General features: G+C 60.4%; 23 protein-coding genes, 1 tRNA gene and 2 pseudogenes. 16 read left to right on the forward strand and 10 right to left on the reverse strand.

All coding sequences use genetic code 11. From position 1 onward, the window contains the following. Positions 1-9: 9 nt before the first annotated feature. From F6A13_RS15485 to F6A13_RS13570, 9 genes are read left to right on the forward strand one after another with little or no spacing between them, the layout of a single operon-like run. Complete coding sequence (locus F6A13_RS15485) at positions 10-177, forward strand: hypothetical protein (protein WP_172959331.1); 168 nt, start codon at positions 10-12, stop codon at positions 175-177. Between the two features lie 8 nt (positions 178-185). Next, positions 186-1,232, forward strand: a complete 1,047-nt coding sequence (gene cpaB, locus F6A13_RS13535; RefSeq protein ID WP_113527535.1) for a Flp pilus assembly protein CpaB — start codon at positions 186-188, stop codon at positions 1,230-1,232. 15 nt (positions 1,233-1,247) lie between these two features. Next, complete coding sequence (locus F6A13_RS13540) at positions 1,248-2,603, forward strand: type II and III secretion system protein family protein (RefSeq protein WP_126604414.1); 1,356 nt, start codon at positions 1,248-1,250, stop codon at positions 2,601-2,603. 10 nt (positions 2,604-2,613) lie between these two features. Next, positions 2,614-4,353, forward strand: a complete 1,740-nt coding sequence (locus tag F6A13_RS13545; protein WP_126604415.1) for an ATPase, T2SS/T4P/T4SS family — start codon at positions 2,614-2,616, stop codon at positions 4,351-4,353. Then, positions 4,343-5,338 (forward strand): TadE/TadG family type IV pilus assembly protein, encoded by a 996-nt coding sequence (locus F6A13_RS13550; RefSeq protein ID WP_225981848.1) that lies wholly within the window; start codon positions 4,343-4,345, stop codon positions 5,336-5,338. The genes F6A13_RS13545 and F6A13_RS13550 overlap by 11 nt, the downstream gene beginning before the upstream one ends. Positions 5,339-5,373: 35 nt before the next feature. Then, entirely contained in the window at positions 5,374-6,720 is a 1,347-nt protein-coding gene (locus tag F6A13_RS13555; RefSeq protein ID WP_126604416.1) for a hypothetical protein, read from the forward strand. Between the two features lie 14 nt (positions 6,721-6,734). After that, a complete protein-coding gene (locus F6A13_RS13560) occupies positions 6,735-7,784 on the forward strand; it encodes a hypothetical protein (protein ID WP_126604417.1) in 1,050 nt (349 codons plus the stop codon). Positions 7,785-7,827: 43 nt separating this feature from the next. Continuing rightward, a complete protein-coding gene (locus F6A13_RS13565; RefSeq protein ID WP_126604418.1) occupies positions 7,828-8,805 on the forward strand; it encodes a hypothetical protein in 978 nt (325 codons plus the stop codon). Positions 8,806-8,864: 59 nt separating this feature from the next. Then, positions 8,865-9,572, forward strand: a complete 708-nt coding sequence (locus tag F6A13_RS13570) for a lysozyme inhibitor LprI family protein (protein WP_172959332.1) — start codon at positions 8,865-8,867, stop codon at positions 9,570-9,572. A 62-nt stretch (positions 9,573-9,634) separates the two neighbouring features. On the opposite strand, the gene F6A13_RS13575 is transcribed toward F6A13_RS13570, so the two are convergent. Beyond that, the gene (locus F6A13_RS13575; protein ID WP_126604420.1) at positions 9,635-10,609 is read right to left on the reverse strand and encodes a uracil-DNA glycosylase; all 975 of its coding nucleotides are present in this window, start codon (positions 10,607-10,609) and stop codon (positions 9,635-9,637) included. Between the two features lie 176 nt (positions 10,610-10,785). Here F6A13_RS13575 and F6A13_RS13580 point away from each other — a divergent pair, with 176 nt between their 5' ends. From F6A13_RS13580 to F6A13_RS16050, 4 genes and pseudogenes are all read left to right on the forward strand, one after another. Next, positions 10,786-11,136 (forward strand): DUF4870 domain-containing protein, encoded by a 351-nt coding sequence (locus F6A13_RS13580; protein ID WP_126604421.1) that lies wholly within the window; start codon positions 10,786-10,788, stop codon positions 11,134-11,136. 96 nt (positions 11,137-11,232) lie between these two features. Then, a pseudogene (locus tag F6A13_RS16040) lies at positions 11,233-12,069 on the forward strand (ATP-binding cassette domain-containing protein); the annotation flags it as partial. Between the two features lie 33 nt (positions 12,070-12,102). Then, positions 12,103-12,579: pseudogene (locus F6A13_RS16045) on the forward strand (ATP-binding cassette domain-containing protein); the annotation flags it as partial. A 285-nt stretch (positions 12,580-12,864) separates the two neighbouring features. Then, the gene (locus F6A13_RS16050; protein ID WP_404813022.1) at positions 12,865-13,095 is read left to right on the forward strand and encodes an ABC transporter C-terminal domain-containing protein; all 231 of its coding nucleotides are present in this window, start codon (positions 12,865-12,867) and stop codon (positions 13,093-13,095) included. Here the strand turns inward: F6A13_RS16050 and F6A13_RS13590 are convergent. From F6A13_RS13590 to glnL, 9 genes are all read right to left on the reverse strand, one after another. Further along, entirely contained in the window at positions 13,092-13,415 is a 324-nt protein-coding gene (locus F6A13_RS13590; protein ID WP_172959333.1) for a hypothetical protein, read from the reverse strand. The genes F6A13_RS16050 and F6A13_RS13590 overlap by 4 nt on opposite strands. Beyond that, positions 13,408-13,719 (reverse strand): hypothetical protein, encoded by a 312-nt coding sequence (locus F6A13_RS13595; RefSeq protein ID WP_113527544.1) that lies wholly within the window; start codon positions 13,717-13,719, stop codon positions 13,408-13,410. Before F6A13_RS13595 ends, F6A13_RS13590 begins: the two co-directional genes overlap by 8 nt. Then, positions 13,716-15,470, reverse strand: coding sequence for a peptidoglycan D,D-transpeptidase FtsI family protein (locus F6A13_RS13600; protein ID WP_113527545.1), 1,755 nt, complete (start codon positions 15,468-15,470; stop codon positions 13,716-13,718). The genes F6A13_RS13595 and F6A13_RS13600 overlap by 4 nt, the downstream gene beginning before the upstream one ends. Positions 15,471-15,618: 148 nt before the next feature. After that, complete coding sequence (locus tag F6A13_RS13605; protein ID WP_126604422.1) at positions 15,619-17,679, reverse strand: O-antigen ligase family protein; 2,061 nt, start codon at positions 17,677-17,679, stop codon at positions 15,619-15,621. Positions 17,680-17,995: 316 nt separating this feature from the next. Beyond that, positions 17,996-18,072 (reverse strand) — tRNA-Pro (locus F6A13_RS13615). Positions 18,073-18,082: 10 nt separating this feature from the next. Continuing rightward, positions 18,083-19,051, reverse strand: coding sequence for a polyprenyl synthetase family protein (locus tag F6A13_RS13620; RefSeq protein WP_113527547.1), 969 nt, complete (start codon positions 19,049-19,051; stop codon positions 18,083-18,085). A 101-nt stretch (positions 19,052-19,152) separates the two neighbouring features. Then, entirely contained in the window at positions 19,153-20,106 is a 954-nt protein-coding gene (locus F6A13_RS13625; RefSeq protein WP_225981849.1) for a tetratricopeptide repeat protein, read from the reverse strand. 102 nt (positions 20,107-20,208) lie between these two features. Further along, positions 20,209-21,615: a nitrogen regulation protein NR(I) gene (gene ntrC, locus F6A13_RS13630; RefSeq protein ID WP_113527548.1), complete on the reverse strand. Its 1,407-nt coding sequence runs from the start codon at positions 21,613-21,615 to the stop codon at positions 20,209-20,211. Continuing rightward, on the reverse strand, positions 21,612-22,697 hold the full coding sequence (gene glnL / locus F6A13_RS13635) for a nitrogen regulation protein NR(II) (protein WP_113527549.1): 1,086 nt from the start codon (positions 22,695-22,697) through the stop codon (positions 21,612-21,614). The genes ntrC and glnL overlap by 4 nt, the downstream gene beginning before the upstream one ends. A 309-nt stretch (positions 22,698-23,006) precedes the next feature. On the opposite strand from glnL, the gene F6A13_RS13640 reads away from it, so the two are divergent. From F6A13_RS13640 to F6A13_RS13650, 3 genes are all read left to right on the forward strand, one after another. After that, positions 23,007-23,777 (forward strand): peptidase, encoded by a 771-nt coding sequence (locus F6A13_RS13640; RefSeq protein WP_126604423.1) that lies wholly within the window; start codon positions 23,007-23,009, stop codon positions 23,775-23,777. A 314-nt stretch (positions 23,778-24,091) separates the two neighbouring features. Then, complete coding sequence (locus F6A13_RS13645; RefSeq protein ID WP_113527551.1) at positions 24,092-25,555, forward strand: circularly permuted type 2 ATP-grasp protein; 1,464 nt, start codon at positions 24,092-24,094, stop codon at positions 25,553-25,555. Then, positions 25,540-26,526, forward strand: coding sequence for an alpha-E domain-containing protein (locus tag F6A13_RS13650; protein WP_113527552.1), 987 nt, complete (start codon positions 25,540-25,542; stop codon positions 26,524-26,526). The genes F6A13_RS13645 and F6A13_RS13650 overlap by 16 nt, the downstream gene beginning before the upstream one ends. Positions 26,527-26,552 lie beyond the last annotated feature (26 nt).

Below are 26,552 nucleotides of genomic sequence, written 5' to 3' on the forward strand. Positions count from 1 at the left end.
GGGCGTGCCATGAACGAAAAAGGCCAGTCCAGCATCGAGTACATCATCGTTGCGGTTTTCGCCCTGGGATTGCTGTTTGTCGGCAATCCCAGCCCCATTACCCGGCTCCTGGAAGCACTGCGGACATTTTCCAGCGATTTTTCCTGGGCTGCGTCCATAGCCACTTTGCCATTCTGAGGAAACGCATGTCGACCCCGATTAAACCTGACTCCATAATGCGGCCGACTCTACAAAAGAAAAGTCGTGCTATCACCGGATGGATTCTTCTGTCATTCGCGGTGCTGGCCGGGCTTGGCGCAGCGTATCTTGCTGTGCATATCCTCAATGCCAAGGAGTCCGCTTTGAAGCAGCGCTTGCTAAGTGAAATGTCTTCCAAAAAGGAAATCACCGTTGCCGCGGTTGTACCGATTGAGAATCTGCCCGCGAATACCATCCTCACGTTGTCTATGGTCGCGCGGCGAAGAATCCCGGTCGACACCGCACCGGCCGGGATCATACGGGAATCCGATTTCAACAAAATTGAAAACAAAAGACTCCTGTTCCCGGCGGAAGGCGGCAAACCGCTGACACGGTCGATGTTCAGCAACGTGGGCAGCCCGGCGGATATTCTCGATGCTCATCACATCGCCCTGACGATTTCGGTCAATTCGGAAAACTCCTTCAATAAAATGCTTCGCCCTGGAGACCACATCGACATGCTATGGATCACGCCAGCCGATGTTCGCGCCAATGCAGCCGCAAGCACCATCACCAACCTACAGACCGCTCCTGCAGCGCCAGATGGCTCCTTGGCGCGATTTTTAGGGCAGAACCTGAAAGTTCTCGCGACTGGGCGAGAGATGTCTCCCAATAACCCTGGTGGAGCAGATGGCTATGGCACCATTACCCTCGAAGTCACACCGCAGCAGGCGCAAAAAATCCTGGTAGCCCAGAAAAGCGGGGAAATCCGTCTGGATTTAAGGGGTAACAACAATACTGGTGCCTGGCCAAAATATGCGATTTCGCTGCACGATATTATCGGATATCCGCACACCATGCCGGCTGGGGTGGAATATATTGTCGGTGGCGCATCGAATAGTGGTAGCACGACTATCCGCGACGTGCAAACCGCCGGAAATGCAGCGCAGCACGCGGCCCCCGGGAGCGGGGATATGACGCTACGGAATAAGGCTCAGAACGGCGAATTCACCGCTCTGCCGTTCCCCTATGTACCATCATCACCCACGCCTTGACAGGACATTTTTCCGATGAAATACATCCGTAACTCCTTGGCTGTGGCCATGGCAACCTGCGTCCTACCCGCTCTGACCTATGCTGGTGATCTCCTCAGTCTCGAGCAGCGATCTGATATTTCCATGTACGCCGGGCAGGTAAAAATCATCCCTACCAATACCGTGAAGCGGGTCGCCGTCGGTAATGGTAAAATACTCAGCGTTACCTTGGTTGACAACAAAGAATTACTTCTTCTGGCTGAGGGGTCTGGTGAAACAAATTTACACCTTTGGTATAAAAATGGGGCCAAAAGCGCGTCGCGAGTCGTCATCGCACCAAAAGATGTAGGTCGCACCGCCGAGGAAATATCTACTTTACTCGGGAACGGCACTCATACACAGGTCAAGGTGGTCGGCGACAAAGTTGTTATTGATGGTAGGAATCTATCGGACGAAACCATAAACAGAATAGAGAAACTCAAGGCGATTTATCCAAATGTTGTCAACCTCGCAGAAAAAGAATCGATAAGAATGGAGAAAGTGGTGCTTCTGGATGTAAAAATATTGAAGATGAAAAATGATTTTTTCCGCAGTCTCGGAATTAACTGGAACCAATCAATTTCCGGACCACAAGCTGGCATCGTCGGAGATTTCAGTTCTAATCCATACTTCCGCATGGATGTGCCATCCACAACCGGCACTGGCGGACCCCTTGCCAATTTTTCCTTCCCCAGTTCAGGGGTGCAAAACCTCCCTCTCAAGGTGGCCCCATTTGCGACCAATTTCGGGGTCATCGCCTCAGTGGCTTCCCGCATCAACTACGCACTGCAAAACGGTGATGCGTACGAAATCGCCAATCCCAAACTCAGCGCCAAAAGTGGCAGCAAGGAGCCAGCGGAGTTTCTGGCAGGCGGACAGATTCCCATTCCCCTGGCGATTGGATTTGGACAAACATCTGTCATTTTTAAGGATTTTGGCATTCGCCTGAAGTTTTCTCCGGTTGCGGATGACAGAAATAATATCAGCCTGAAGATATTCTCCGAGATAAGTAACATTGATCCAGCATTGAGCGTTGGTGGCGTACCCGGATTTTTTACTACCAGGACTCAAGAGGAAATCAACCTGAAAGATGGTGATACACTTGTAATGTCTGGATTGATAGATCACAGTATGGCCAATAATACCAGCAAAATACCAGGACTCGGAAATATCCCTGTTCTTGGCTACCTATTTAAATCTGAAGATTTCCGCAACAACGAGTCAGATTTGGTTTTTCTCGTCACACCCAAGGTAATCACTGCCGATTCCCTAGAGAATATCGATGCGGAATCTCATGGTCGTTATCTGGAAAACCTATATCGAATGCGTTCTGAAAAAGGCCTGATCCGCTAGGAGAACCTCTATGTTTACCGTTCGTGTGTCACATCCCAGAATCGGTACGCAGGTCATATCACCGAGCGACGGCGTTTGTCTTCTTGGCAAGGCGGAGCATGCCCATCTGCGCATGGAAGGCTGGAACGTCGGCAAGGAACACGTGCGTATTTACGCTGAACAAGGTGGTGTTTATATCGAAGGATTAGGAAGGTTCGGAGCAGTGCTGGTCAACGGCGAACGCATGCGAGCCTACGGTCCGGTGGAGGCGCACGACGAAATATCGATCGCGGGATACCGTCTGCAAATCATGCCGCGCTTTGATAACGTGACGGCATCCATCGAGGAATTTGCCTACCTTCCCCTTTCTGGTACCAAGCCACCCGACGGTGCGCCCGTTATCAGGCAATCACCATATTGGAACCAGCAGCTGACCGAGGAAGTTACCTGGCCAACCCGTCCCGTTTACGACGCTCACTGGCTGGTATTGGTGCGCGAAGTCCACGAAGCCGTGCGCAGTCAGATGGATTTGCGACGTGTCGACCTCGGGGCGCTATCGCCGGAGGAGCTGCGCCGTATCGTCGGCGAGTTGGTGCGGGAAGTCGTGTGGCGGATGAATTCACCCCCGGAATTCGACCGGCAGCGTCTCGTAAAAGAGGTGCTGAATGAAGCCGTCGGACTTGGTCCGCTGGAAGACTTTCTAGCGGATGAAAGCATTACGGAAATCATGGTGAACCGCTATGACGAAGTATTTATCGAGCGCCAAGGCAGATTGCTGGCTGCCCCGGCGCTATTCAGCAGTGAGATGGCGGTGCGGCACATCATCGACCGTATCGTTGCGCCCATCGGTCGGCGCATTGATGAAAGCGCACCGCTGGTGGATGCCCGCCTATCCGATGGTTCCCGCGTCAATGCCGTCATTCCACCGCTATCGTTGAAAGGCGCGTGCATCACTATCCGTAAATTTTCCAAAAAGCGGCTACAAATGGAAGATTTGATAGCTTACGACTCCATTGCGGTGCGCATGGCACATTTCATCCAGGTCTGCGTACAGCAACGCAAAAACATCATCATCTCCGGGGGTACCGGCTCCGGCAAAACCACCCTGCTCAATGTACTTTCCAACTATATTCCCGACCATGAACGCATTGTGACCATTGAGGATGCGGCGGAACTGCGCCTATACCAGCCCAATCTGGTCTCGCTGGAGGCGCGCCCGGCCAACATGGAGGGAAAAGGCCAGATTTCCATCCGCGAACTGGTGCGCAACGCCCTGCGTATGCGCCCTGACCGCATTGTAGTGGGCGAATGCCGCGGCGGCGAGGCCTTGGACATGCTGCAGGCCATGAACACCGGCCACGACGGCTCCCTCACCACCGCCCACGCCAACACGGCACGGGACATGCTGTCCCGTCTGGAAGTCATGGTGCTGATGGCGGGAATGGACATCCCCCTTATCGCCATTCGGGAGCAGATCGCCTCAGCAGTAGACATCATTGTTCAGATCACGCGCTTTTCCTGCGGCTCGCGCAAGGTGACCAGCGTCTGCGAGGTCACCGGCATCGAGAGCGGCACCATCCAGTTGCAGGAGCTATTCGCCTTCAAGCAGCAAGGCTACGACGCCGCCGGCAAGGTCAAGGGCGTCTTCCGCGCCACGGGCGCCGTACCAGAGTTCTATGAAGTGATGCGCGAGCGGGGCCTGCCGGTGGATCTGTCCATCTTTCAGGAGGAGGAACCCTTGCGGGGGCGGGAGGCGGGTTATGTGGCGTAACCCAGTAATCGGAATGGGGAATGGACCCGCTGCGGCGGTGGCGCCGTTACCGGCATCAGAAAGGGTGCCAGTATCCCCCCACCTCCTCTTGCAAAGCGCGGCCGGACGGCGCGAAGGCGGCGCCAGCGCCGTGGAGTTCGCCATCGCGGCCCCTGCCTTGCTGCTCGCGATCTTGGGCACCTTTCAGACGGCCCTGCTCTACCAGGCCCGCGCCCAACTGGAGGTGGCGGCCCAGGAGGCAGTGCGGGCCGGGACCTTGCACGGGGCAAGCCTGGGCGCCATCCGCGATGGCCTCGCCCGGGGATTGACGCCCCTCTATACCCACGGCCGGGACATGACGGCGCTGGCTCAGGGCTATGCCGCCGCCACCCTCGCCGCTCAGCAGGCCGACATCCACATTCTCAACCCCACCCAAGAGGCCTTTGCCGACTTCCAGGAGCGCACCCGCGATCCCGACGGCCACTGGGTCACGGGCATCCCCAGTGATCATCTGGGCTACCGTAGCGTCCAGCCGGGCCAGCAGAGCGGCCTTTCCATCCAGGATGCCACCCTCCTCAAGATCCGGGTGGTCTACCACCATCCCCTCATCATGCCCTTCGTGGACCACCTCTTCGCCCGCTTCGGCGGCGGGGCCTTCGCCCAGGCCCAAGGGGTGCAGGACCGCCTCCTCGACACCTTTCCCCTCTCCGCCGAGGCCATCTTCCGCATGCAAAGCCCCTTTACCCATCCCGAGGCGCTGCAGGCGCTTTCGAACCTGGGCAGACCGCAGCCAGGGCAGACATCTTCCGAGAATGCCGGAGAGGGCAGCAGAGAGAGCGCAAACCCAGGTACCGTTCCCGAACTGCCGGAATATGCCGACGAGGGTGCTTCTTGCGCCGAGGACTCGTCCCCACCCGCAACGGAGGGGACGAATCCATTGCTCGACTACATCAATCGGCAGGGCGGATCGGGATCGTCCAATCCTTTTTCCGCCGTTTCCGAATAGTCCAGGCCGTTTTGCCCATTTGAATGGAGGGAGCCATGTTCGCGAAACGCCCGATTCTCAGCTCGGCCCTGGTAGCCGGGACCGCCATCGGCGGCGCCTACCTGTACGCGGATTACCAGGATCTCTGGGATGACAAAAGCATCGAGCGGCGCGACGAAAACGCTGCGGATGTCCAACGCCCGGAAATCGGGGAAGCACAGCCCACGGTTCTTACCAACTCGGAGCAAGCGACCGCCCATGGTGCCGGCGAAGCCCCGGCCCAAGGAACAAGTCCCGGCACAGAGGCCCAGACCTTCCCCCTGCCGCCCACCGGCCCCATAGAGCAGCGGAACATTCCTTTCCCGAATCCTTCCAAGGAGGCGAGCACGTCCCTTGCGTCCCGCCCGTCCCGCGAGACGCCCATCCTTACGAACCCGTCTTCCGGCATGGCATCCCGCCCCCATCCGGCCTCCCGGGAAGGGAACCGGCAGGCCAAGCGCCCATCCCCTGCCGTGATGCCCGATTATCCGGACCAGAACCCCAAGCCGCCCCCTTCCCTCCCGCAGACACTCTGGGAGCGCGCCAGATCCTGGGCAGAGTCCTCCTGGCAGCGGGTGCGCCAGGAGGCCCGGGATTTCTTCGCCCCCCCACCCCCCGTCGAGCCGATCCTCCAGCGCAATCAACCCGCCGGGGCGGCTTGCGTTCGGAAAACGCCCTTGCCGGGTCTTTTTGCGGGAATGGATGGGGCGCAGACGGGTGCGGACGATCGCTTTGCGCTTTACCGCAAATGCGTGAAGGTGCGTTCCGGTTTCGAAAAGTACCTCAGCGACGAATTCCTCGCCAAAACCGAAGCGGTCGCCGGGCACGTAGGGGCGAAACCCGCCCATCTCCTCGCCGTCATGGCCGCAGAGACGGGGGGAAAGTTTCGGCCTAGCACAAGGAACGACATCGGCGCCACGGGGATCGTCCAGTTCACCAAAAGAACCGCGAAAGGACTTGGAACGAGTACCCAGGATCTGGCCGGGATGAGTAACACCCAACAACTGGACTATGTGCAAAAATACCTGGAGCAGCGCCGCGCCCGCGGCATCTCTGTAAAACTGGGCGGCCCGGTCAAGGGCCCCGTCCCCTTGGACAGCATCCCCCGTCTGTATGGGGCCGTCTGGTATGGGACCCCACTGGACAACGAAGATACCGTGCTCCACCGCTGGCCGGAGCGCCCCTACCTCCTCAACTGGAACATGGACGTGGATCCCCGCACCGGCAAACTCGAAGGGGCTACCGTCAATCCCGGAACGCGGCATGGCGTCAAGGGATACATCAACGGCAACGATCTGGTATGGTTCATAAAAAAGAATGGCACCCACGCCAACAAGGCCGGGTGCGCGCATTTCCTCGACTGATGTGGGAGCGTGTCATGTGGAAGAAACTGAACAAAGGGCTCATGGCCCTGCTGGCGGGGCTCTTCCTGACCCTGCCGGGCCTGCCCGCGGCCCAAGGACAGGAAACCCCGTCCGACCATACTTGGCAGGTCATTGTCGACCTGCGCCCCCTGCGCCTGGTGGGGGACAGGAAAAAGCCCTTGCCCGGCTACTGGCAGAAGCGCAACCTCGCCTTCAATGACCGAGCCGTGCCCCTGGCCAGGGTCCTGTACCCCAAGCCCGGCAAAGGCGTGGAGATCGGCATCAGCGACAGCCTCCAGGGCCATTTCACCGATACTCAAGGTATCCAGACCCTCTACCTCGCCTACAAGTACTTCGCCGGTAGCGAAGCGGTCAACCCCAACCCCTATTTTGCCCGCCAGCCCGACATGGCCTACTCGCCGAAATACAACGATGACGCCCTCATCCTTACCCAGGGCCAACGGATTCTCGGCTTTCTGCCCATGGACCGGCTGCCGTGGTTTCACTATCCCGTCTATCACGACCCCAAGGACCCAGATCAGGGTTTGGCACCGGACAATACCTTCATTGCCCAGAAAGACGACGAATTTTCCCCCTACACCTATGGTTTTACCCACCTCCCCAAGATAGGGGGCATGGGCGCTGTCTTCGCCATCGGCGGGCGAATGGGCTTTTGGGGGCGGCATGGTTGGGAGGATCATACGGGGGACTATATAGGTAACGTCTACACCGAAAACTACGCCCTGAATCTCCTGCGCTTCGAAGGGAATCGGCTGGTCCTGCTGGCCACCTTCCCCCATGCCCACGAGGTACATTTTTGCGGGATGCCCCAAGACAAAGGCTCCTTGCGCAATCAGGTCATCGCCTACCGTCCCGATCCCGGCGATCCGGCCAAGCTGCAATTTCGCATCCAGACCTATGCGGCCCCTTGCAATTGGCACAAACCGGCCATCGAGGTCCCCATCAAGGGCCCCTTGAAGCTGGTCAAGACGGAGATCGTCACCGTGACCCCCGAGGTGCTGGGGCCTTTGCTGCCCTTTCCCGGCGGCAAATCGGTGCCATGAGCCCGGATGGGCCTTTGTGGTCTCGCGACGGGAGATTCTGGTCATGAACCGATCGTCCCATTGGCATCATTTCGCCTTCGTCATCTGTTGCATGGGCTGGCTCGGCATCAGCCCGGCCCAGGCCCAGTCCATCGACGATCTGCCTTATACCCACACCTTAAATTGCAATGCCGAGCAGAAAAGTCCGGCGGTGGGAACGATCTGCGCGCAGCCGAAACCGAAGAATTTTGATGAATCGCACACCCTTCGCGGTGAACTGTTGCGTCAAGACATGTATGTCGTCGGCCTCTACCGCCGCGCCCTGGAGAACACCGCACCGGGCGGGCCCGAGCAGGCGAAGATCATTGCCGAGCAGGGGGCGTATCTCAAACGGCGCGACGCCTGCGGCCAGGATGCCCAGTGCATCCTGCGGGTGGAGCAGGCCCGCCACAAGGAACTGATCACGCTGACCCATAAGCTGCAAAAGGAACTGCCCTATGAGGACATCCAATCCTGGACCCGGGGCCTGGTGTTCCCCGATGGAAACGGCAAAGCCCAGCCCCTCGAGCAACGCCTCTTGCAGTCCTTTGATCAATATCCCATGCCCCATGTGACCCTCCCCGACGGCAGCACGGTCTTCTGGGGCTTTCTGACCGGGGCCGGGCAGGTGCAGTCCCTGGCCATCACCGATGCCCAAAACCATCTGCGCTTGCTCGGGGCGGCCGACGATCTCCTCCTGGCGGGTACCGATCCGCACAAGCTCCAACAGGCGCGCCTCGTGGTCTTCGTCCGCGATCCCCAAGCCTTGGCCCGCTATCTCCCGGTCGTGCGCGCCTGGGCGGCCGCGGATGTCCTGGGTTTCAACCGGAAGTGCCCGGGCCAGGACCACGCCCGCTGCACCGCGGCCTTGCAGGCGCCCCTGCCCATCCAGGCCTATAACCTGAATTGCAAAACCAGCAACGGCAAAATCATCCAGCAGCACTGCGCCCTTCCCTTGCCGCAGGTGCCGGATGACGTCTCACCCGGGTTGTTCTGGCAGTGAGCAGTCGAATCCATAAGTTACGCAGGATGTTGTTTTCACCTGACAGAAGGAGCGTATCCATGTACTTAAACACCCTGTTCCTGAACACCCCATCCCGTTTTGGGGCGTTGCTGATCCTGTCCACCGCGCCTTTGGCCTCGCCCGCCGTGGCGCAGGCCGGCCTGCCCGCCGCCCAATGCAGCCGGGCGGCCACGCCCACGGAAGGGGCCATTTGCGCCAACCAGGAACTCCACGCCCTGGACACGGAACTTGCCGAGGCCTATCACCACGCCTTGACCGCTACTAATAAGGGTAGCAACGAGCGTCAAATGCTCATTGCCGAACAGCGACAGTGGCTTACCATGCGTGATGCTTGCAAGGCGAATGTCGGGTGCTTGGCGGCGGCGTACCGCGAGCGTCTGGCGCAACTGCATCCAGGGGCGATGCTGGAGCTATCTCCGATCGCGCTTCCCCAGTTTCTGGCGATGCACCCAGACGCGGTCATTCAACTCACCAGTCAAAGTCCGGGCTGTATATACTGTACGGACCAGGATCGCAGGATTTTCGCTGAGGTGGCGGCGCATCTACCCGCGCATGTGGCCATCGCCCGGGTAGAGTGGACACCATGGTACCTTTTCCCCAAGGAAGTTGCTTCGCTTGCCGAATCCACGCCGGGAATTCCAATGATCGCGATATTGCGTAATGGAGAGGTGGTCGATCGCATTACAGGTGAGCAGAGAGACCCGGCATTGCTATCCCGAGCCATAGCCTCGGTGTTTCGGGAGTGATCGGGCTCAGGCAAAGACGGTCGCCCATCTCCCAAGAGACTGAACGGCGGCGCCCATGACGCTTAGAAGGTTGCCTGCTCCGCAAACACCCCCAACGCCCGCTTCAGATCCTCCCAGACCTTGCGCTTGTCGATGGGATTACGCAGCAGATAGGCGGGGTGGTAGGTGACGATCAAGGGAATGCCTTGGTAGTGCTGGGTCGTACCGCGCAATTGGCTGAGCGGCGTATCCACCTGAAGCAAGCCCTGCGCAGCAAAGCGTCCCAGGGCAACGATCACACGCGGCTGTAACAGCGCGATCTGGCGCTGCAGGTAGGGCATGCACGCCTGCACCTCCGGGCCCAGCGGATCGCGGTTGTTGGGGGGACGGCATTTGAGGATATTGGCAATGTAGGCGTCTTTGTCGCGACTCAGGCCCATGGCCTGGAGCATGTTGTCGAGGAGTTGACCGGCACGCCCCACAAAGGCTTCGCCGCGGCGGTCTTCTTCCGCGCCCGGCGCCTCGCCGACAAAGAGCCAGGACCCGCGCGGGTTGCCCGCACCGAATACGGCATGTTTGCGGGTTTCGCCCAGGGGGCATGCCTGACAGGTGCTGACCATGTTGCTGAGATCACGCCAGTCCAGAGTGGCGATGCGGGTGATCCGTTGCCGCTCCCCAGTAGCGCCGCTGGCCTGGGCTGCGGCGGGTGCCGGCGGAGATGGAAGGGGCTCGGCAGTGGGCGGCGACCGTGTGCCGTTCACCGGGATCGGGGTCGCCTCTGCGGATGAGAGTGCCGTCGCGGGTGCCGCACCACCCCCTACCGGGGCCCCCTCTTCGGCGGGGATCGGGAGTGGTTCCGGGCACCGCATGGACGTCTCCACAAGGGGCGCCGGAACCGACTCCGACGCTGATGGCGCAGGTACAGATCGGTTCGCTACAGCGCTAGCGTTGTTTGCCGTCGTTTTGTCCTGCGCCAGCTCCGGCGGCGGGTCACCGGGCACGGGCATGCGCAAAAGCTGCAGGAACTGGCGTTGTTCGTCGCTGAGGATGTCGGGCATGAGTCTATGCTAAAGGTCCGGCCCCTTGGTGGCAATCCTCCAGCCGTCCGCAAAGGGCCCATCGCAAGGCTATTCTTTGACAAAAAATTCAGTATGATAGTGAGCACGGGCCACACAGACTGGAACGCCACTCGGCCACCCAGCGCAAAATCCATCATCCTACAGGGAGCGTGAACATGGACAGCAATGACCTCATTGAATCAGTCAGTAAGGACGATCGTAATATCGCTGCGCTCACCCATGCCGGCGGTATCATCTTCGGGTTCATCCCGTCGCTCATCGTCTATCTCCTCAAAAAGGACAGCGGCTCCGCCTGGTTGGTGCAGCAAAGCCGAGAGGCGCTGAATTTCCAGATCACGGTGCTGATTGCCTGTGTAGTAGCCAGCATTCTCAGCACCTTGTTGATAGGCCTGTTCATTTTCCCGCTGATTTTCATAGTGAATTTGATATTCTGTGTGTTGGCCGCCATCAAAGCCAGTAATGGCGAGGTCTACCGCTACCCGCTCACCCTGCGTTTGCTGAGTTGACGCGTAGAACCAGAGAACACCCTTTCGGCTTGCGCCACTGCAGCGCGCCCCGTACCCTACGCCTTTATTTTGCATAACCAGGATGGGGTCGGCTGAATGTCTATTCTGCGGCTGGAGGCAGGGCAAGTGGAATGGGGTGGCCGGGCGCTGCTGGACCATGCCGAGTTGAATCTGGAGGCGGGCGAGCGGGTCGGCCTGATCGGCCGCAACGGTGAAGGCAAGTCTACCCTGCTGCAAGTGCTGGCAGGGCTCTGCCCCCTCGATGGTGGAACGCTGTGGGTGGCGCCCGGCATACGTCGGGCCTACCTGGCGCAGGAGCCGGAATTAGCCGGTGAGCACGACCTGCTCACCGCCATCAAATCCGGACATCCTGCCTGGCGGCACTTGCAGAATGCCGATGCGGACGATGCCCATGCCCATGCCCTTGCCGACCACCACGATGCCTGGCAGATCGACTACAAGGCAGAGGCCCTGCGCGACAGCCTGGGGCTGCCCGCTGAAGGCGTGGTCAGCGCCCTTTCCGGCGGCCAGCGCAAGCGGGTAGCCATCGCCGCCACCCTGGTCGCCGAGCCGGACCTGCTCTTTCTCGACGAACCCACCAACCATCTCGACCTGCCCGCCATCCTGGCGCTGGAACAATCCCTGCTGCGCCATCGCGGCACACTGGTCTTCGTCACCCACGATCGACGTTTTCTCGACCGCCTGGCGACCCGCATCGTCGAACTGGATCGTGGCATACTACGCAGTTTTCCGGGCACTTTTGCGGCTTATCAAAGCCGCAAGGCCGAAGTCCTCGCTGCTGAGGCTGCCGCCGACAGCCGTCTGGAAGGGCAACTGGCGGAAGAGGAGGCCTGGCTGCGCCAGGGGGTCAAGGCCCGCGCCAAGCGCAACCAGGGCCGCCTGCGCCGTCTGGAGGGGCTGCGTGAGGAGCGCGCCAGCCGTCGTCAGCAGCAGGGGCACGCCACCCTGCAAATCAGCACGGCGGATCGTTCCGGCGCACTCATTGCCGAGCTGGATCACGTGTCTTTTGCCTATGGTGGGCGTCCGGTCATCCGCGATTTTTCCACCCGCATCGAACGCGGCGACCGGGTTGGCATTATCGGCCCCAATGGAGCGGGCAAGACGACACTGCTGCGCCTGATCCTTGGCGAACTGGAGCCACAGGAGGGTACCGTCCGCCGCGGCACCAAACAGGAGGTCGCCTACTTCGACCAGATGCGCGCCACCCTCGACCCCGAGAGCCGGGTGTTGGACGCCATCGCGGACGGGAATGATTTTATCGACATCAATGGCGAACGCCGTCACGTGCTGAGCTATCTGCAGGATTTCCTCTTCCCGCCCAGCCGGGCGCGGGGGCTGATCAAGGCACTCTCCGGCGGCGAGCGCGCACGTTTGCTGCTGGCTCGCCTGTTTGCCCGCCCCGCCAATATTCTGGTGCTGGACGAACCCACCAACGACCTGGACCTGGAGACGCTGGAGGTGCTCGAAGAACGTTTACAGAGTTACGCCGGCACGATCTTCCTGGTATCCCATGACCGAGACTTTCTCGATAACGTGGTCACCCAGGTGATCGCCTTCGGGGAAGACGGCCAGATCAGCCAGAATGCGGGCGGCTACGAGGACTGGCTGCGTTGGCAGATGGAGTCGCAGCGCACGGCAAAATCGGTAGAAGGTGGCGGCGGCAAGGGTTCCGGCAAGCGGGATGGCGGCAAGGGCAGAAAATCCGCCATGAGCTACAAGGAAAACCAGGAACTCGCCGCCCTGCCGGCGCAGATCGAGGCGCTGGAGAAAGAAGAGGGTGAAATCGCCGCCACGCTGGCCCTGCCGGAAACCTACCAGAACCCGGAGCGCTTGCGCGAGGTGCAGGCCCGCGCCGATGTCGTCAGTGCATCTTTAACGAAAGCGTATGGGCGCTGGGAGGCGCTGGAAGAAAAGGCCGCCCGGGCTGCCGACTTTTAGGAAGAAGAATTTGGTGTGCCCTGCCCCTTGTCGCGCAGCAAAAAATGCAGGGCCACGCCGTCGACTACCGCCAGGAACAGGGTCGCGACCAGGCCCGCGGCCATGCTGACCCAGGGTCCGGGGGGCGCCTGGGGGTCGGGAACGAAACCCTGCCAGTGCCAGGCCATTCCGGTTATCCCATAGGCGATGATCAGCCCCGGAATCAGCAGCAGACCATCCAAGGCCAGCAGTACCAGCACCGCCAGCAGTACCAGCAGTACCATACCCGCGCCTTTGAGCAGCTCGCGCAGCCAGCGCAACCAGTCACGTGGTTCAGCCACGGTACACCCAAAGCACGATATCCCGGCGCGGCAGGGTGACCGGAGCCCCATTTTGGAAATCCAGGGTGGCGTTGGGCCAGAAGGCCGTGTCGGCGAAGCGCGGGGTCACCAAATAGGTTCCCGGCCAGTCGGGCGCGGCCACTGCCTGATGCCCTCCGACAATAATGGCGCGCGCCCCGGCCTCGTTCACATAGATGTGCGCCACAGGGATGCGGGTAAACACCGCCGTCGTCAAGATCCCCAGCAGGATCGCCACAATACCTGCCGTAAGTACTCCCGCGACCCATTTGTCCAGCCTGCTCAATTGCCGCCTCCTTCCGCCCAGATTTCCGCCTGGGTGGCCGTGATATGGTTCTCCTTGGAGGCACAGGCCTTGCCTCCGCACCAGCGTGGTGCAATGTTCAGCTCTTCCAGGGCGTGGCGCATGGTCACCCGGAACACGGGGGCCGACTCCACGCCACCGAAGTTCCAGTAGCGGGTACTTCCGCGCAAGGTTACCGCCATGACCAGTTTCGGTGCAAAACCAGGTGCAAATCCGACAAACGTCGCATTGGTCTTGTTCTTCAAAAACCCGTCTTTTCCGTTGGCCAGGTTGGCAGTGCCCGTCTTGCCCGCCACTGCATAACCGGGGATCGCTGCGAGGATGCCCGTACCGTTGGCAGCGCAGACTCCTTCCAGCCAGTGCCGCAGGTGCGCCGCGATGGCGGCGGGCATGATGCGCACGCGCTGCGTGGGCTGGCCGGCGATCAGCGTCGGAGCGACGTGATAACCCCCGTTGGCGATGGCCGCATAACCTTCCGCCAGTTGCAGGGTCGTCACCGACACGCCGTAGCCCAGCGCTATGGTGGCATGGCGCGCCTTGTCCCAGGTCTGGGGCGGAGGCAGCACACCACCGGTTCCACCTGCAAAACCCAGATCCGGCTCCTTGCCATAACCCGCCGCCCGATACATGTCGTAGATGGCCTGGGCAGGTGTTCGCAGGGCAATCTTGGCGGCGCCGATGTCGCTGGAGTATTTGAGAATATGCGCCACGTTCAGTTCATGGTGTACCACATCGTCGCGAATACAGAACCCGCCCACGGGCAGGCAGTGGGAGACGTTAAAGCGCTGGTCCGGCTGGATACTGCCCGTTTCAAGGGCGGCCGCCACCATAAATGGCTTCATTACCGAACCGGGCTCGAAAGCCTGGTGCACGGCGTTATTGACATAATCCATAGGATCGCCGCAACTACCGCGCGCATTGGGATTACAGGACGGCACGCTCGCCATGGCGAGAATCTGTCCGGTTTGCACATTCATTACCACCGCCGAGCCTTCGGTGGCGCCGAAATGTTGTTGCGCAGCCAGCAACGTCATGTAGGCCCAGTACTGAATCTGAGGGTTGATGGTCAGGTGCAGGTCGTGGCCGGGTACCGGCGCCTGCCGCGCACCGAGGAGGTGGAGCACTTCGCCCTGCCCGTCTACCAGCACCTTCTCACGGCCCGCCTTGCCCGACAGCCAGGAGTTATAGCCCATCTCCAGGCCGGCAGCGCCCTGGTGATCGAGATGTACCAAGCCTAGCAGCGGTGTGGTTACCGCCCCCAACGGATAATAAGTGCGACTGGTCTTCTGGACATAGATACCGGGCACATGGAGGGCATCGAGTGTGCGCCCCAGTTGCGGCGGCACCTGACGCAGGATATAGGCGAAGCCGGATCCACCGGACCGGACCCGCGCCGTCAGCTCGTCGGGACTGAGATTCAGAGCCTGCGCCACCTTGTTCCAGTCCTTACGGTGGGCATTGAAGATGCGCGGATCCGTCCAGATGGTCACGGCCGGCACATTTACCGCCAACGCATCACCGTTGCTACCGTAGATCACGCCACGGGCAGCGGGCAAAGGCCGCGACTGCAGATAGCGCATGCGCCCCTGAACACGCAGCTCGTGGGCTTGCCGCCATTGCAGTTCCGTATCCCGCGCCAGCACCACCACCAGCCCCAGAAGAATGACGGCAAGGAGCAGTATCGCCCGCCAGCGCGGCAGGATGCGTTGCAGGCTTAAGCGTTCCGACGGCATGCCCAGCCCCTCAGCGGTATTCCCCGGGCGTCCCTATGGAAAGGCAAGGGCACGCCGGCAGGACTTAGAATGAGCGCCTCCGGCGGTTCGCGGTTCTCCGCCCCACGAACGTCACAAGCCGCAAAGATGCTGGTCGGGATATCCATACTCAGTGCGCTATTGCCGCCTCCTTCGCAGTCTGGCGATGAATGGATTGCAGCCAGGAAACAGCCGGGGTATAGGCCGGATTCGCGCGCAACAATTGCAACAGGGTGGCTTCCGTCGCACGTTTTTCGCCTGCCCGCCACTGGGTGAGGGCGATTTCCATCTGCAGATTACTGCGCGGGTAAGAAAACAGCGGCCGCTGTAACCCGGCAGATAAAAAGGCTATACCCTCCCCGATGTGCCCCTGATCCACATAGGCCAGTTGGGCGATTTTGTTGCGCAGGCCGACACTTTCGGGATTGATCGCCAGGCCTTTACGCCAGGCCAGCAGCGCCAACCGGTCCTGCTGCGCCTTATCGAGGCCGAGCAGGGCGCCCTGCTCCAGATAGAGCGTACCGATGGAATTCCACACGCCCGACTGCTGGGGAATTCCCACCAGACTCTGGCGATATTGACTGAGCGCCGCCTTTACCAAGGAACGGCGTTGGGCAATATCCGGCTGCTTTCCGCGCTCTGCGAGACTGAGATAGGTGTTGGCCAGATACACATGGGGTTGGGTCGCCAACGGTCGTACCAGCGTCAGCACATCCGCCGCCTTGAGTAGAAGCACGGCACGCTGGTTCGCGTTGGGGATCAACCGGTTGAGCCAGCCGTTTTCGCTCAGCAGGGCGAAAGTCGCGCCATCGGCGGCGAGGTTCCAGGAAGCCGCCACCACCGCCAGCACCAGGAGCGCTTGCGCGATGAATCCATGGTTAATGCCGATCCGTGGTAGCAAGGGCGCAGTCTCGGTCTGGACACCGTAGAACCGCCAGGCACGTGCCAGAAAGAGGCCAGACAGCAGGCTCAGGGGTAGATTGTAGAAAATGAAATTCCCCAGGGCATGGCCGGTAACGGCGAAAACCCCGAGTACCAGACCCAGGGCCTGCAAGCGGCGTTCATCCGGCACCTGCAAGACCTTGCCCGCGCGGTAAAGCAGACGGTACAGGGCGTACATCAGGGTCGCGGCAAAGCCGAGGAGAACACCCAGATTGATGAGCCCTCCCTCGGCCAGATATTCCAGGTAATCATTGTGGGCGTAAGTACCCGCCGACGCCAATTCGCCGGGCAGACGATAGGCAGGGTAATTCAGAAAATATGACCCGAGGCCGGTACCCAGCCAGGGATGGCTGAGAAACATATGCCAGGTCGCCACCCACATCAACCCGCGGGAAACCGTAGAAATGTTATGGGTAATGAAGCCTGGCGCCAGATGTCCCAGAAGGTCATAGCCCTGGGGATAACCCAGCAGGGAAAAGCTGATCAACGCCACCGCCGTTATCACCGCCATACGCGCCCAGCCGCCCGGGCGCCTTCCAAACCCCCAGAAAACAAAAGGCATCGTACATATCCACGCCAGCAACCCACCCCGGCTATTCGTGGAAAAAAACGCGAGCAGGATTACGGTAAGCGTGGTGAGATAAAATAACCCGGCCATGTTTAGCTGAAGCGCCCCAAAGCGCGTACCGCGTTTCTCATCGTCGATGAGGTAAACGGCAAGAATGGGGAAAAACAGGAGATTCAGCCACGCCGCGAAACTGTTGGTATCCAGCAGCGGACCATAAGGCCGCAAGCCGGATAGCCCAACGCCCTGCCCCATCCAGTGGTAATACTGCCAGAGCGCCATACCGCTCAGAATCCAGGCACTCAGCAAGATCCCTCGCCAAAACCAGACCCAGGCCTGTTCTGCGACCGGCGCCGGAATCATCACGCTGATGAGAAATGTCAGTGGCAGGGCACCCAATACCCAAAAGTAGAACCAGCTCGTGTAAGGTGATCCGCTCCAGAACAGGGTCAGGCCAAACCACAGCAGCCAGAGCAGCATGAAGATCGGCAAAAACCCGCGCGGCCAGGCCAGTCCTTCCCCCAGGCGCGGCCACCAGACCAGTGCACCCCAGACCATCAAAACCATGCTGGTGACGGCCAGCAGGGGGATCATCTGACCGTTGTAATACCAGGAAAAAAAATAAGCGATCAGGGGAAAGGCCGCATAGAGCCCGGCCCGATAGGAGGGTACGGCAGGATTCACTGATCGTCTCCAGCATGTTGTGGGCAACAGTAATGGCCGTCAGCCCGGCGGACCGCTTCCTGTAGTGGCAGATGCCGGTTGCAGCGCGCGCATCGCACCAGCCGATCTATCCGTGGCGCCCGGGGGCGGCGGTGCTGCCGACCATACCAAAGCAGCGCCACAAACACCGTTAGAATCAGCCACTTCAACATAAGCACAGGTACCCGTGTGGTGCGGACTGACAGCGCCATGCCATCCGCGGATCCACCACAAAAAGCGACTCGACGATCGCCAAGTCCTTGTGAAAAAGGCCCGACAATGCGGGCCTTTCCTCAATTGGTCGGGGCGAGAGGATTCGAACCTCCGACATCCGCCTCCCGAAGGCGGCGCTCTACCAGGCTGAGCCACGCCCCGATGACATACATCAAAAATCACGCCGCACGGCAAATGCCGCCAAAAAAGCAAGGGCTTCCTTCTCCACACCTGCCGGGAACCCGGACAGGCAAGCAATGGCCTGATCCGCCTTTTCCTTCGCGACGCGCAAAGTGTAATCAATTGACCCCGTTCTGGCAATGATTTCCCAGACGGTTCCAAAGACGGCTGGCGCATTGCCGCACAGTGCTTCACGCAGAATGGCCTGCTCCGCCGCCGTAGCATGCTGCATGGCGTGGATATAGGGCAGGGTTGCCTTGCCTTCCGCGAGATCGTCGCCGCGGTTTTTACCCATTTTCTCGGCACTGGTGGAATAATCCAAGGCGTCATCCATCAACTGAAAGGCGATGCCGAGCAGCGAGCCATATTGCGCCAAGGCATTCTCCGCAGCGGCATCCAGGTGGTTTACCAGCGCCCCGATACGGGCGGCGGCCTCGAAGAGCTTGGCAGTCTTGGCTTCTATGACCGCGAAGTACGCCTCAGGGCTCAGATCGGCATCGTTGGCATTCTCCAGTTGCGCAACCTCTCCCTGGGCAATAACGCTGGTGGCCTCCGCCATGGTGGCGAGGATACGCATGTCGCCGTCCTGTACCATCATCTCGAAGGATCGGGCGTAAAGAAAATCCCCGACGAGGACGGCGGCGGCGTTGCCCCAGCGTTGATTGGCAGTCGCATTGCTGCGCCGCAGTTCGGAACCATCGACTACGTCATCATGCAGCAGCGTCGCGGTGTGGATAAACTCGACAACAGCCGCCAGAGAGATCGGACGCGGGCCACGCTCACCGCCCATACGTGCGGCGAGCAGCAGAACAATAGGCCGCAGCCTTTTGCCACCGGCGTTGATCAGATAAGTCCCCATGGCCGGAATGGTCGGCACCCCCGAACGCAATTGTTCCTGGATAACGCTGTTCACCGCAACCATATCGGCCCGTACGAGGCGGTTGACTTCCTCCAGATTCATGCCCTTGCTGCTCCCTGCTGTCTGCCTCAGCACCTGCCACACACCGGTATGGTGCGGAGCCGTTGATTGCAGGCGATTGTCGTTAGCGCGGCACAAGCTTGTCAAGCGCGGTCGTCCGCCTTATGCGCAGCGCCGGACAACCCGGCCGGGATCTCCAGGTGGCGTGATCTGGCCAATCGTCTCAATACTTCCGGGTCGCCATTCCAATGTGCAAGAGTATCCCACAGGGGGTGCGGGCCGAGGTCTTCACCTACCCGCAACATGCGTTCACGCAAGGTTTTGCCACCACTGCCCACCGCCAGAAAGAGCAGTATCAGGGTATTGATATAATCCTCGCTACGGCGTTGCTGGTAGGTGATGCGCAGAAGTTCGGCATACAACGGCAGTCGCCGCGGTTCATGGGCGATAGCCCGCCACAGGATCGCCATGCCGTAGGCCGGATCATGGTTGCGGGACACCAGGGCCAGCGCCATCTCCGCCGTCATGACGGCATCCGGAGTTCGCACGTGCGGAAGGGGGATGGCCATGCCCACTTTCTCGGCAAGCACGAGGAGTTCAAGATTGCCGGGATCCTGACTCAGGCCGGTATTTACCCGTTCCTGCCACCAGGATTCGTCCATAGGGGCAGCCCCCGGCTTTTCTCCCAGACTTTCGAGCAACTCGGCATAGCTGTCGATATCGGCCATGGCAAGATAGGCATCCAGGAGCATGTTGATGGGTTTGGTCACATGCGGATTGATATCCACATACCAGCGCAACACGGTCGCGGCCTGCGCATAGTGGCCATACTCCAGGTAAATGGTCGCTTCGTTGAGAAGATCGTCGATGCTGAGCGCTTGCTGCTCGGCACCACCGGTAGTAGTTACGGGTGGCGCAACAGCATCTACGCTGGACACTTCGGGTCGCATCTGCCGCACGTCTGTGGCGGGTGCCGAACGCGCTGCTGAGGAGACTGGCGCGCTGCTTTTGTTCTGTAAACGGCGGCGCCGTGCCCGTAAACGGATGAAAACCTCCACCAGCAGCAGCAGGACGACAACGATTTCCAACAGTAACATTACACCTTGCATAGGCACCTCGAGTTCGACCAAACATGTCCCTGTATTCCCGCATACAAGGGGGTATTAGTCGAAAGCCCGGGATTCGCCAGAAGCGACGCTTTACGTATCCTCCGCCATGCCCAACTCCTTCAGCTTGCGGGTGAGCGTATTGCGCCCCCACCCGAGTTTGTGCGCGGCGCTCTGCTTATGGCCACGGGTATGTTGCAGGGCCGCTTCCAGCAGACAGCGTTCGAACAGCGGCTGAATTTTGTCCAGCAAGGCTTCTTCACCACCAGCGAGGCGCTGCCGTACCACCGCCCCCAGCAGCAGGCGCCAATCCTGGGTGTTCGGGTCCGATATCATGGCGGACGCCGGCGACGCGGCCATTTCCGGCGGCAAATCCGTCACCTGGACCTCGCGGGTGGGTGCCATCACCGTAATCCAGCGACAGACGTTTTCCAATTGGCGCACATTACCGGGCCAATGCCAGTTCATAAAGGCGGTCTCCGCCTCCGGACTCAATATTCGCCGCTCCACATCCAGTTGCTCCGCGCTACGACGGAGAAAATGGCGGGCCAGACGCGGGATGTCCTCCCGCCGCTCGCGTATGGGCGGAAGATGGATATGGATGACGTTGAGACGGTGGTAGAGATCTTCCCGGAAGCTGCCATCGCGCACCTTGGCTTCGAGGTTCTGGTGGGTCGCGGCGAGGACGCGGACGTCCGCACGCTGGGGCGCGTGGCCACCGACCCGATAGAAAGTACCGTCGGAAAGCACCCGCAGCAGGCGCGTTTGCAGGGCGGCCGGCATATCGCCGATTTCATCCAGAAAGAGGGTTCCCCCGGAGGCCTGCTCGAAGCGACCCTGCCGGGTCTGCACCGCCCCGGTAAAAGCGCCCTTTTCATGGCCGAAAAGTTCCGATTCCAGCAACTCGGCGGGAATGGCCGCCGTGTTGATAGCGATGAAAGGTCCGCGCGCACGGGGGCTGTGCCGGTGCAGCGCACTGGCCACCAACTCCTTGCCGGATCCCGATTCACCGGTAATCAGCACATTGATCTGTGAGCGCGACAGTCGCCCGATGGCACGAAACACCTCCTGCATGGCCGGAGCCTCACCGATCATTTCCGCCGGATCGCTCTCCTCAACACCCGCCGCACTCGGTCCCGCCCCACTGCCGAGGGCGCGCCGCACCAGCGTAACCGCCTCGTCCATGTCAAACGGCTTGGGCAGATACTCAAAGGCCCCACTTTGAAAAGCGGCGACGGCATTGTCGAGATCAGAGTGCGCCGTCATCACGATCACCGGCAGTTTTGGCCAGCGCGACTGAACTTCGCGCAGAAACGCCAATCCGTCCAGGCCGGGCATGCGCAGATCGGTGACAACGGCGCCCGGCTGCTCACGCCCCAGGGCCCGCAGCGCGCTGTCGGCGTCTGCAAAGCTGCGCACCAGGATATCGGCCTGAGTCAACGCCTTCTCTAAAACCCAGCGAATGGAAGGATCGTCATCGATAATCCAGACCTGTGTCATGCGGATGCCTCCCGGTGCGGTGACAGGGGCAGGGAAACGGAAAATACCGTTTCTCCAGGTTCTGAATGGCAGTGGACCACGCCGCCATGCCCACGCACCAGTCCCTGTGCGATGGCGAGCCCCATTCCCATACCCTCGGCACGACTGGTGACCAGGGGCAAAAAGATCCGTGGCAGCAGGTCCGGGGAGATTCCCGGGCCGTTGTCGACGACATCCACACGCAGCGCCAGGCGGAACTTGTGGTGCAGCAGGGTAACGTAGCGTTCGACCCGGGTACGGATCAGGATTGCACCGTGGCGGTCCAGCGCCTGTTGGGCATTGCGCATCAGATTCAGAAAAACCTGCACCAGTTGCTCCTGATCCGCCATAAGGTCGGGAATGGAGGGGTCGTAGTCGAAACGCACGGCAATACCGGTGGGCAATTCCGCATTCAGCAGGTGACGCACGTGCTCCAGCACCTGATGGATATTCACCTCGGCAAAAACTGGGCGGCTACGGGGCCCCTGGAGGCGATCCACCAGATGATGCAGGCGATCCACCTCATGGAGAATGACGCGGATGTAATCTTTCAGTTCCGGACGTTGCAACTCACGATCCAGGAGCTGCGCAGCGCCACGCAAACCACCGAGGGGGTTTTTAATTTCGTGGGCGAGGCCGCGCAGCATCTCCTGCGCTGCGCCGTAAATGCGGTCCTGCATTTCCTCCTCGGCGTGCCGCGCCGGCAGTTCCATGGGCCGCATTTCGATAATGAGGCCGTCGGTTGGTGCCGGTGTCACCACCAAATCCACCACGGCGCCGCCGCCCTCACTCAGCGCCAGGGGCAGGGCTCTACGCAGAGTCGCCGCATTCGCCGCAATGGTATCCGCAAAAAGTGTGGCAAATCGCTCTTCGCCAACGACACTGCATAGCGCCGGCAAATATTGTCCCAATGCCTGGTGCTGGCTGATGCGCAGCAGATTCTCGGCGGCGGGATTCATATACCGGATGTGGTAACCCGCTCCCAGAATCAGTACCGCTGATTCCAGGGCGTCCAGCACCATATTCTCCGTGGGCAGGGTGGCTATGTTTTTGCGGCGCGCCATGCAAGCTCCGATTTTATGATTCACCAAACAGGCTCCGTGCTCAGTAAAGCAAAAAGCGCACCAGACCATCAGGAACGCAGCCCCTGCACCCCGGCATACCATGGACATACTTCTGCATCCCCGGCGCAAACACCAGGCATACCCTTATCGTGCGGCAGCCGGTTGCAGACGCATATGATGCACCATAATAGTGCATTTCGGACGAGGCGCCTAGCGCCACTGGCGGCCGACCTTTTGGTCGCGCTTCCCAAGGACGGTATTTTCAGCGACTATCATCCATCCATGTCGTCGGGCTCACAGGAACACTCCATGACCTATTGCCTCACCACCCACGTCACCGGGGGTCTGATTTTCTGCTCCGACTCGCGGACCAACGCGGGCACCGACAATGTCAGCATCTACTCGAAAATGCATCACTTCTGCTGGCCCGGGGATCGTTTTCTCTGCCTGCTTTCAGCGGGCAATCTGGCGACCACCCAGGGCGTGGTCAAGCGGATGCAGCAAGATATCGATCAGGACGCCGAAACCCATCTGCTCAATCTGACCAGCATGGCAGAGGCGGCGGATTATGTCGGCCTCATCAATGCCGAGGTGCAGCGCAACCAGGCCAACCGTGATACCGCCAACACCAATTTTGAGGCGACCTTCATACTCGGCGGGCAGATCGGGGCAGAAATGCCAGCCACCTACATGATCTATCCACAAGGCAACTACATCCATGAATCATCGGACCATCCCTTTCTGCAAATCGGCGAAATCAAGTACGGCAAACCGATCCTGGACCGCGTAGTCAGGCCCGACCTCTCGCTGGAGGCTGCAGCACGCTGTGCGCTGGTCTCCATGAATTCCACCATGCGCAGCAATGTCACGGTAGGCCCTCCGGTGGAACTGCTCATTTACCACGCCAACAGCCTGCAGGCGGGGCGCTACCTGACCTTTTCCGAAGAAGATCCTTTTTACCGCAGCATCGGTGAACGCTGGAGCCAGGGGTTGCTACGGGCGCTGGATGACCTGCCGCGCTTTGCCTGGGAAAGTGCGGCCACGAGTCCCACGGAAACGACAGAAAACGGCGTCCGTTAACGGACGAAATCAGCCCTGCACTACGGCTGAGCCAAGCGCACCGTATTGGTGCATATCTCTTCTTGACTGCGGCACGGTCCCGCCGGAAATCCGCCATTCGGGTGCAACCGGCATCCAAGGACCACGAACTGCGGGAAATGTGATGGTTGGTGACCGGAGAACGAGGCGATCGCCCAGCCGGCATCTGGCATAATCTTTGCTGATATCATCCCAGCGACCACAGCACAGCCCGATCCGGCACCGGAACGAGGACGTCGTCTCACCGCCATATTCAGAAGCGTGAGCGTGCATCACGCGAAGAGGAGAACTGGTTTATGGATTGGCTGAGCAAGCATTATCAACAGCAGAAGAGTTACGATGAACTGGTAGGCGAAGGTGGGGTGCCACGTCTGCCCGCAGCCCCCCTGTTTGACTACCTCAGCACCCTGGACGGTAGTGAACTGCGTGCCCGCCGACAGGCCGCCGATGCCGCGATCCTCGCCATGGGTATCACCTTCACGGTGTACAGCGAGGCAGGCGATATCGACCGCGCCTGGCCCTTTGATATCATCCCCCGCATTCTCTCCCGGCGAGAATGGGTGCGCATCGAAGAAGGGCTCAAGCAGCGTTTACAAGCCCTCAACCTCTTTATCGACGACATCTATAACGCACAGCGTATCGTTGTGGACGGTGTTTTCCCGGCCGAGGTCCTGGCCAGTTCCCGTAATTTCCGGGAGGCCTGTCGCGGCGTGCGTCCACCTTTCGGAGTCTGGGCCCACATCTGTGGGAGCGATCTGGTCCGCGATGCGGACGGCACGATCTATGTTCTGGAGGACAACCTGCGGGTTCCCTCCGGCGTCTCCTACATGCTGGAAAATCGACAGATCATGAAGCGGCTCTTTCCTGAACTATTCAAGTCCTCCACGATCCTGCCCGTGGACGACTACCCCAACCGGCTCTACGACACCTTGGCCGCGCTGTCGCCACGCGAGGGTGAACGGCCCGTGGTCGCCGTGCTTACCCCGGGCATCTACAACTCGGCCTACTTCGAGCACAGTTATCTGGCGCAGCAAATGGGGGCATATCTGGCGGAGGGCGCGGATTTCTTCGTCAGCAGGGACGATATCGTTTATCTCCGGACCATCTCCGGTCCGCAGCGGGTGGATGTGATCTACCGCCGCATCGACGACGAATATATGGACCCCGAGGTCTTCCTCTCCGATTCCGTTCTGGGTATTCCCGGATTGCTGCGCGCCTGGCGACGCGGCACGGTCGCCATTGCCAACGCCCCCGGTGCCGGGGTCGCCGATGACAAGGTGGTATACGCCTTCGTGCCCGATATCATCCGCTACTATCTGGGCGCCGAACCCATCCTGCCCAACGTGCCGACCTACTTGTGCATGCGTGACGCAGACCGCGATTATGTACTGAGTCACCTGCACGAACTGGTGGTCAAACCGGCCAACGAGTCAGGCGGTTACGGCATGCTCATCGGACCGCGCGCCACATCCGAAGAGCGTGGGCGCTTTGCGGAACTGATCACCGCTAACCCGCGTAATTATATCGCCCAGCCCACCCTGAATCTTTCCACCGCGCCAACCCTGGTGGAAGACCATCTGGAAGCCCGCCATCTCGACCTGCGCCCCTTTATCCTGCAGGCGGACAAGCTGTATGTGACCACCGGCGGCCTGACCCGGGTGGCCATGCAACCGGGGTCGCTGGTGGTGAACAGCTCCCAGGGCGGCGGCAGCAAAGACACCTGGATTGTCGATGAGGAGGCCCCATGCTTTCGCGCGTAGCTGAAAACCTGTACTGGATGGCCCGCTATCTGGAGCGGACCGAAGACATGGCCAGACTGATCAACGCCACCACACTGCTGCTGCTCGACCTGCCCCAGGGCGCCGAGTTCGGCTGGGACATTCTCTTGCAGGTGACGGGCGACGCCAAACTCTACACGGAACACTACGGCACGCCGGAGGAAGGCCGCATCATGCGGTTTCTCATTGCCGACGAGCGCAACCCCAACTCGGTGATGGCCGCCATCCATCAGGCCCGGGAGAATTGCCGCACCTTCCGCGACCTGCTTCCCGCCGAGTTCTGGGAGCGCCTGAACACCCTTTTCCTCTTCGTCCGCGAACATGCCGACACCAGTTCAGACAGCCGTCATGCACGTTATGCCTTTCTCAGCGAGGTCATTTCCCGACGCCACGCCCTGGTTGGGCTGCTCATCAGCAGCATGAGCCAGGACAACGTCTACCAGTTCATCAAGCTGGGCCGCAACATGGAACGCGCCGACATGACCACCCGCATCGTCGACGTGACCAGCGCCGTGATTCTGCCCCAGGACCAGGGGCTACAGAAAACGACCACCAGCAGCCTCTGGCTGGGCGTATTGCGTGCGCTCAGCGCCTTTGAGATGTACCGCCGTCATGTCTCGGTACAGGTGCGCAGCAATCAGGTGGTAGACTACCTGCTCAAGGATAACAAGTTTCCGCGCAGCATGAAGTACTCCCTGGGGGAGATGGAGGTGGCGCTCGCCTATCTGCCCAACGCGGGCATCCCCGCCGAGGCCGTGCGCCGCGCGCGGCGGCGTCTGGATGTCCTGAAACTGGCGAATTTGCGCCCGGACCTGCTCCACGAGTACCTGGATCAGGCACAGAAAGATCTCGCCATGGTGCACCGCACGATTCACGACACCTATTTTGCCCGGGATGATACCGGTTTCGGCGGAGTGCCGAGCGGGCTGCTCCTGAATGCCGCGCAAGCCTGACCGCAGACGCGGCCCCACCCACTTCG

It is taken from the genome of Acidithiobacillus sp. 'AMD consortium' (assembly GCF_008926505.1).
GTDB lineage: Bacteria > Pseudomonadota > Gammaproteobacteria > Acidithiobacillales > Acidithiobacillaceae > Acidithiobacillus > Acidithiobacillus ferridurans.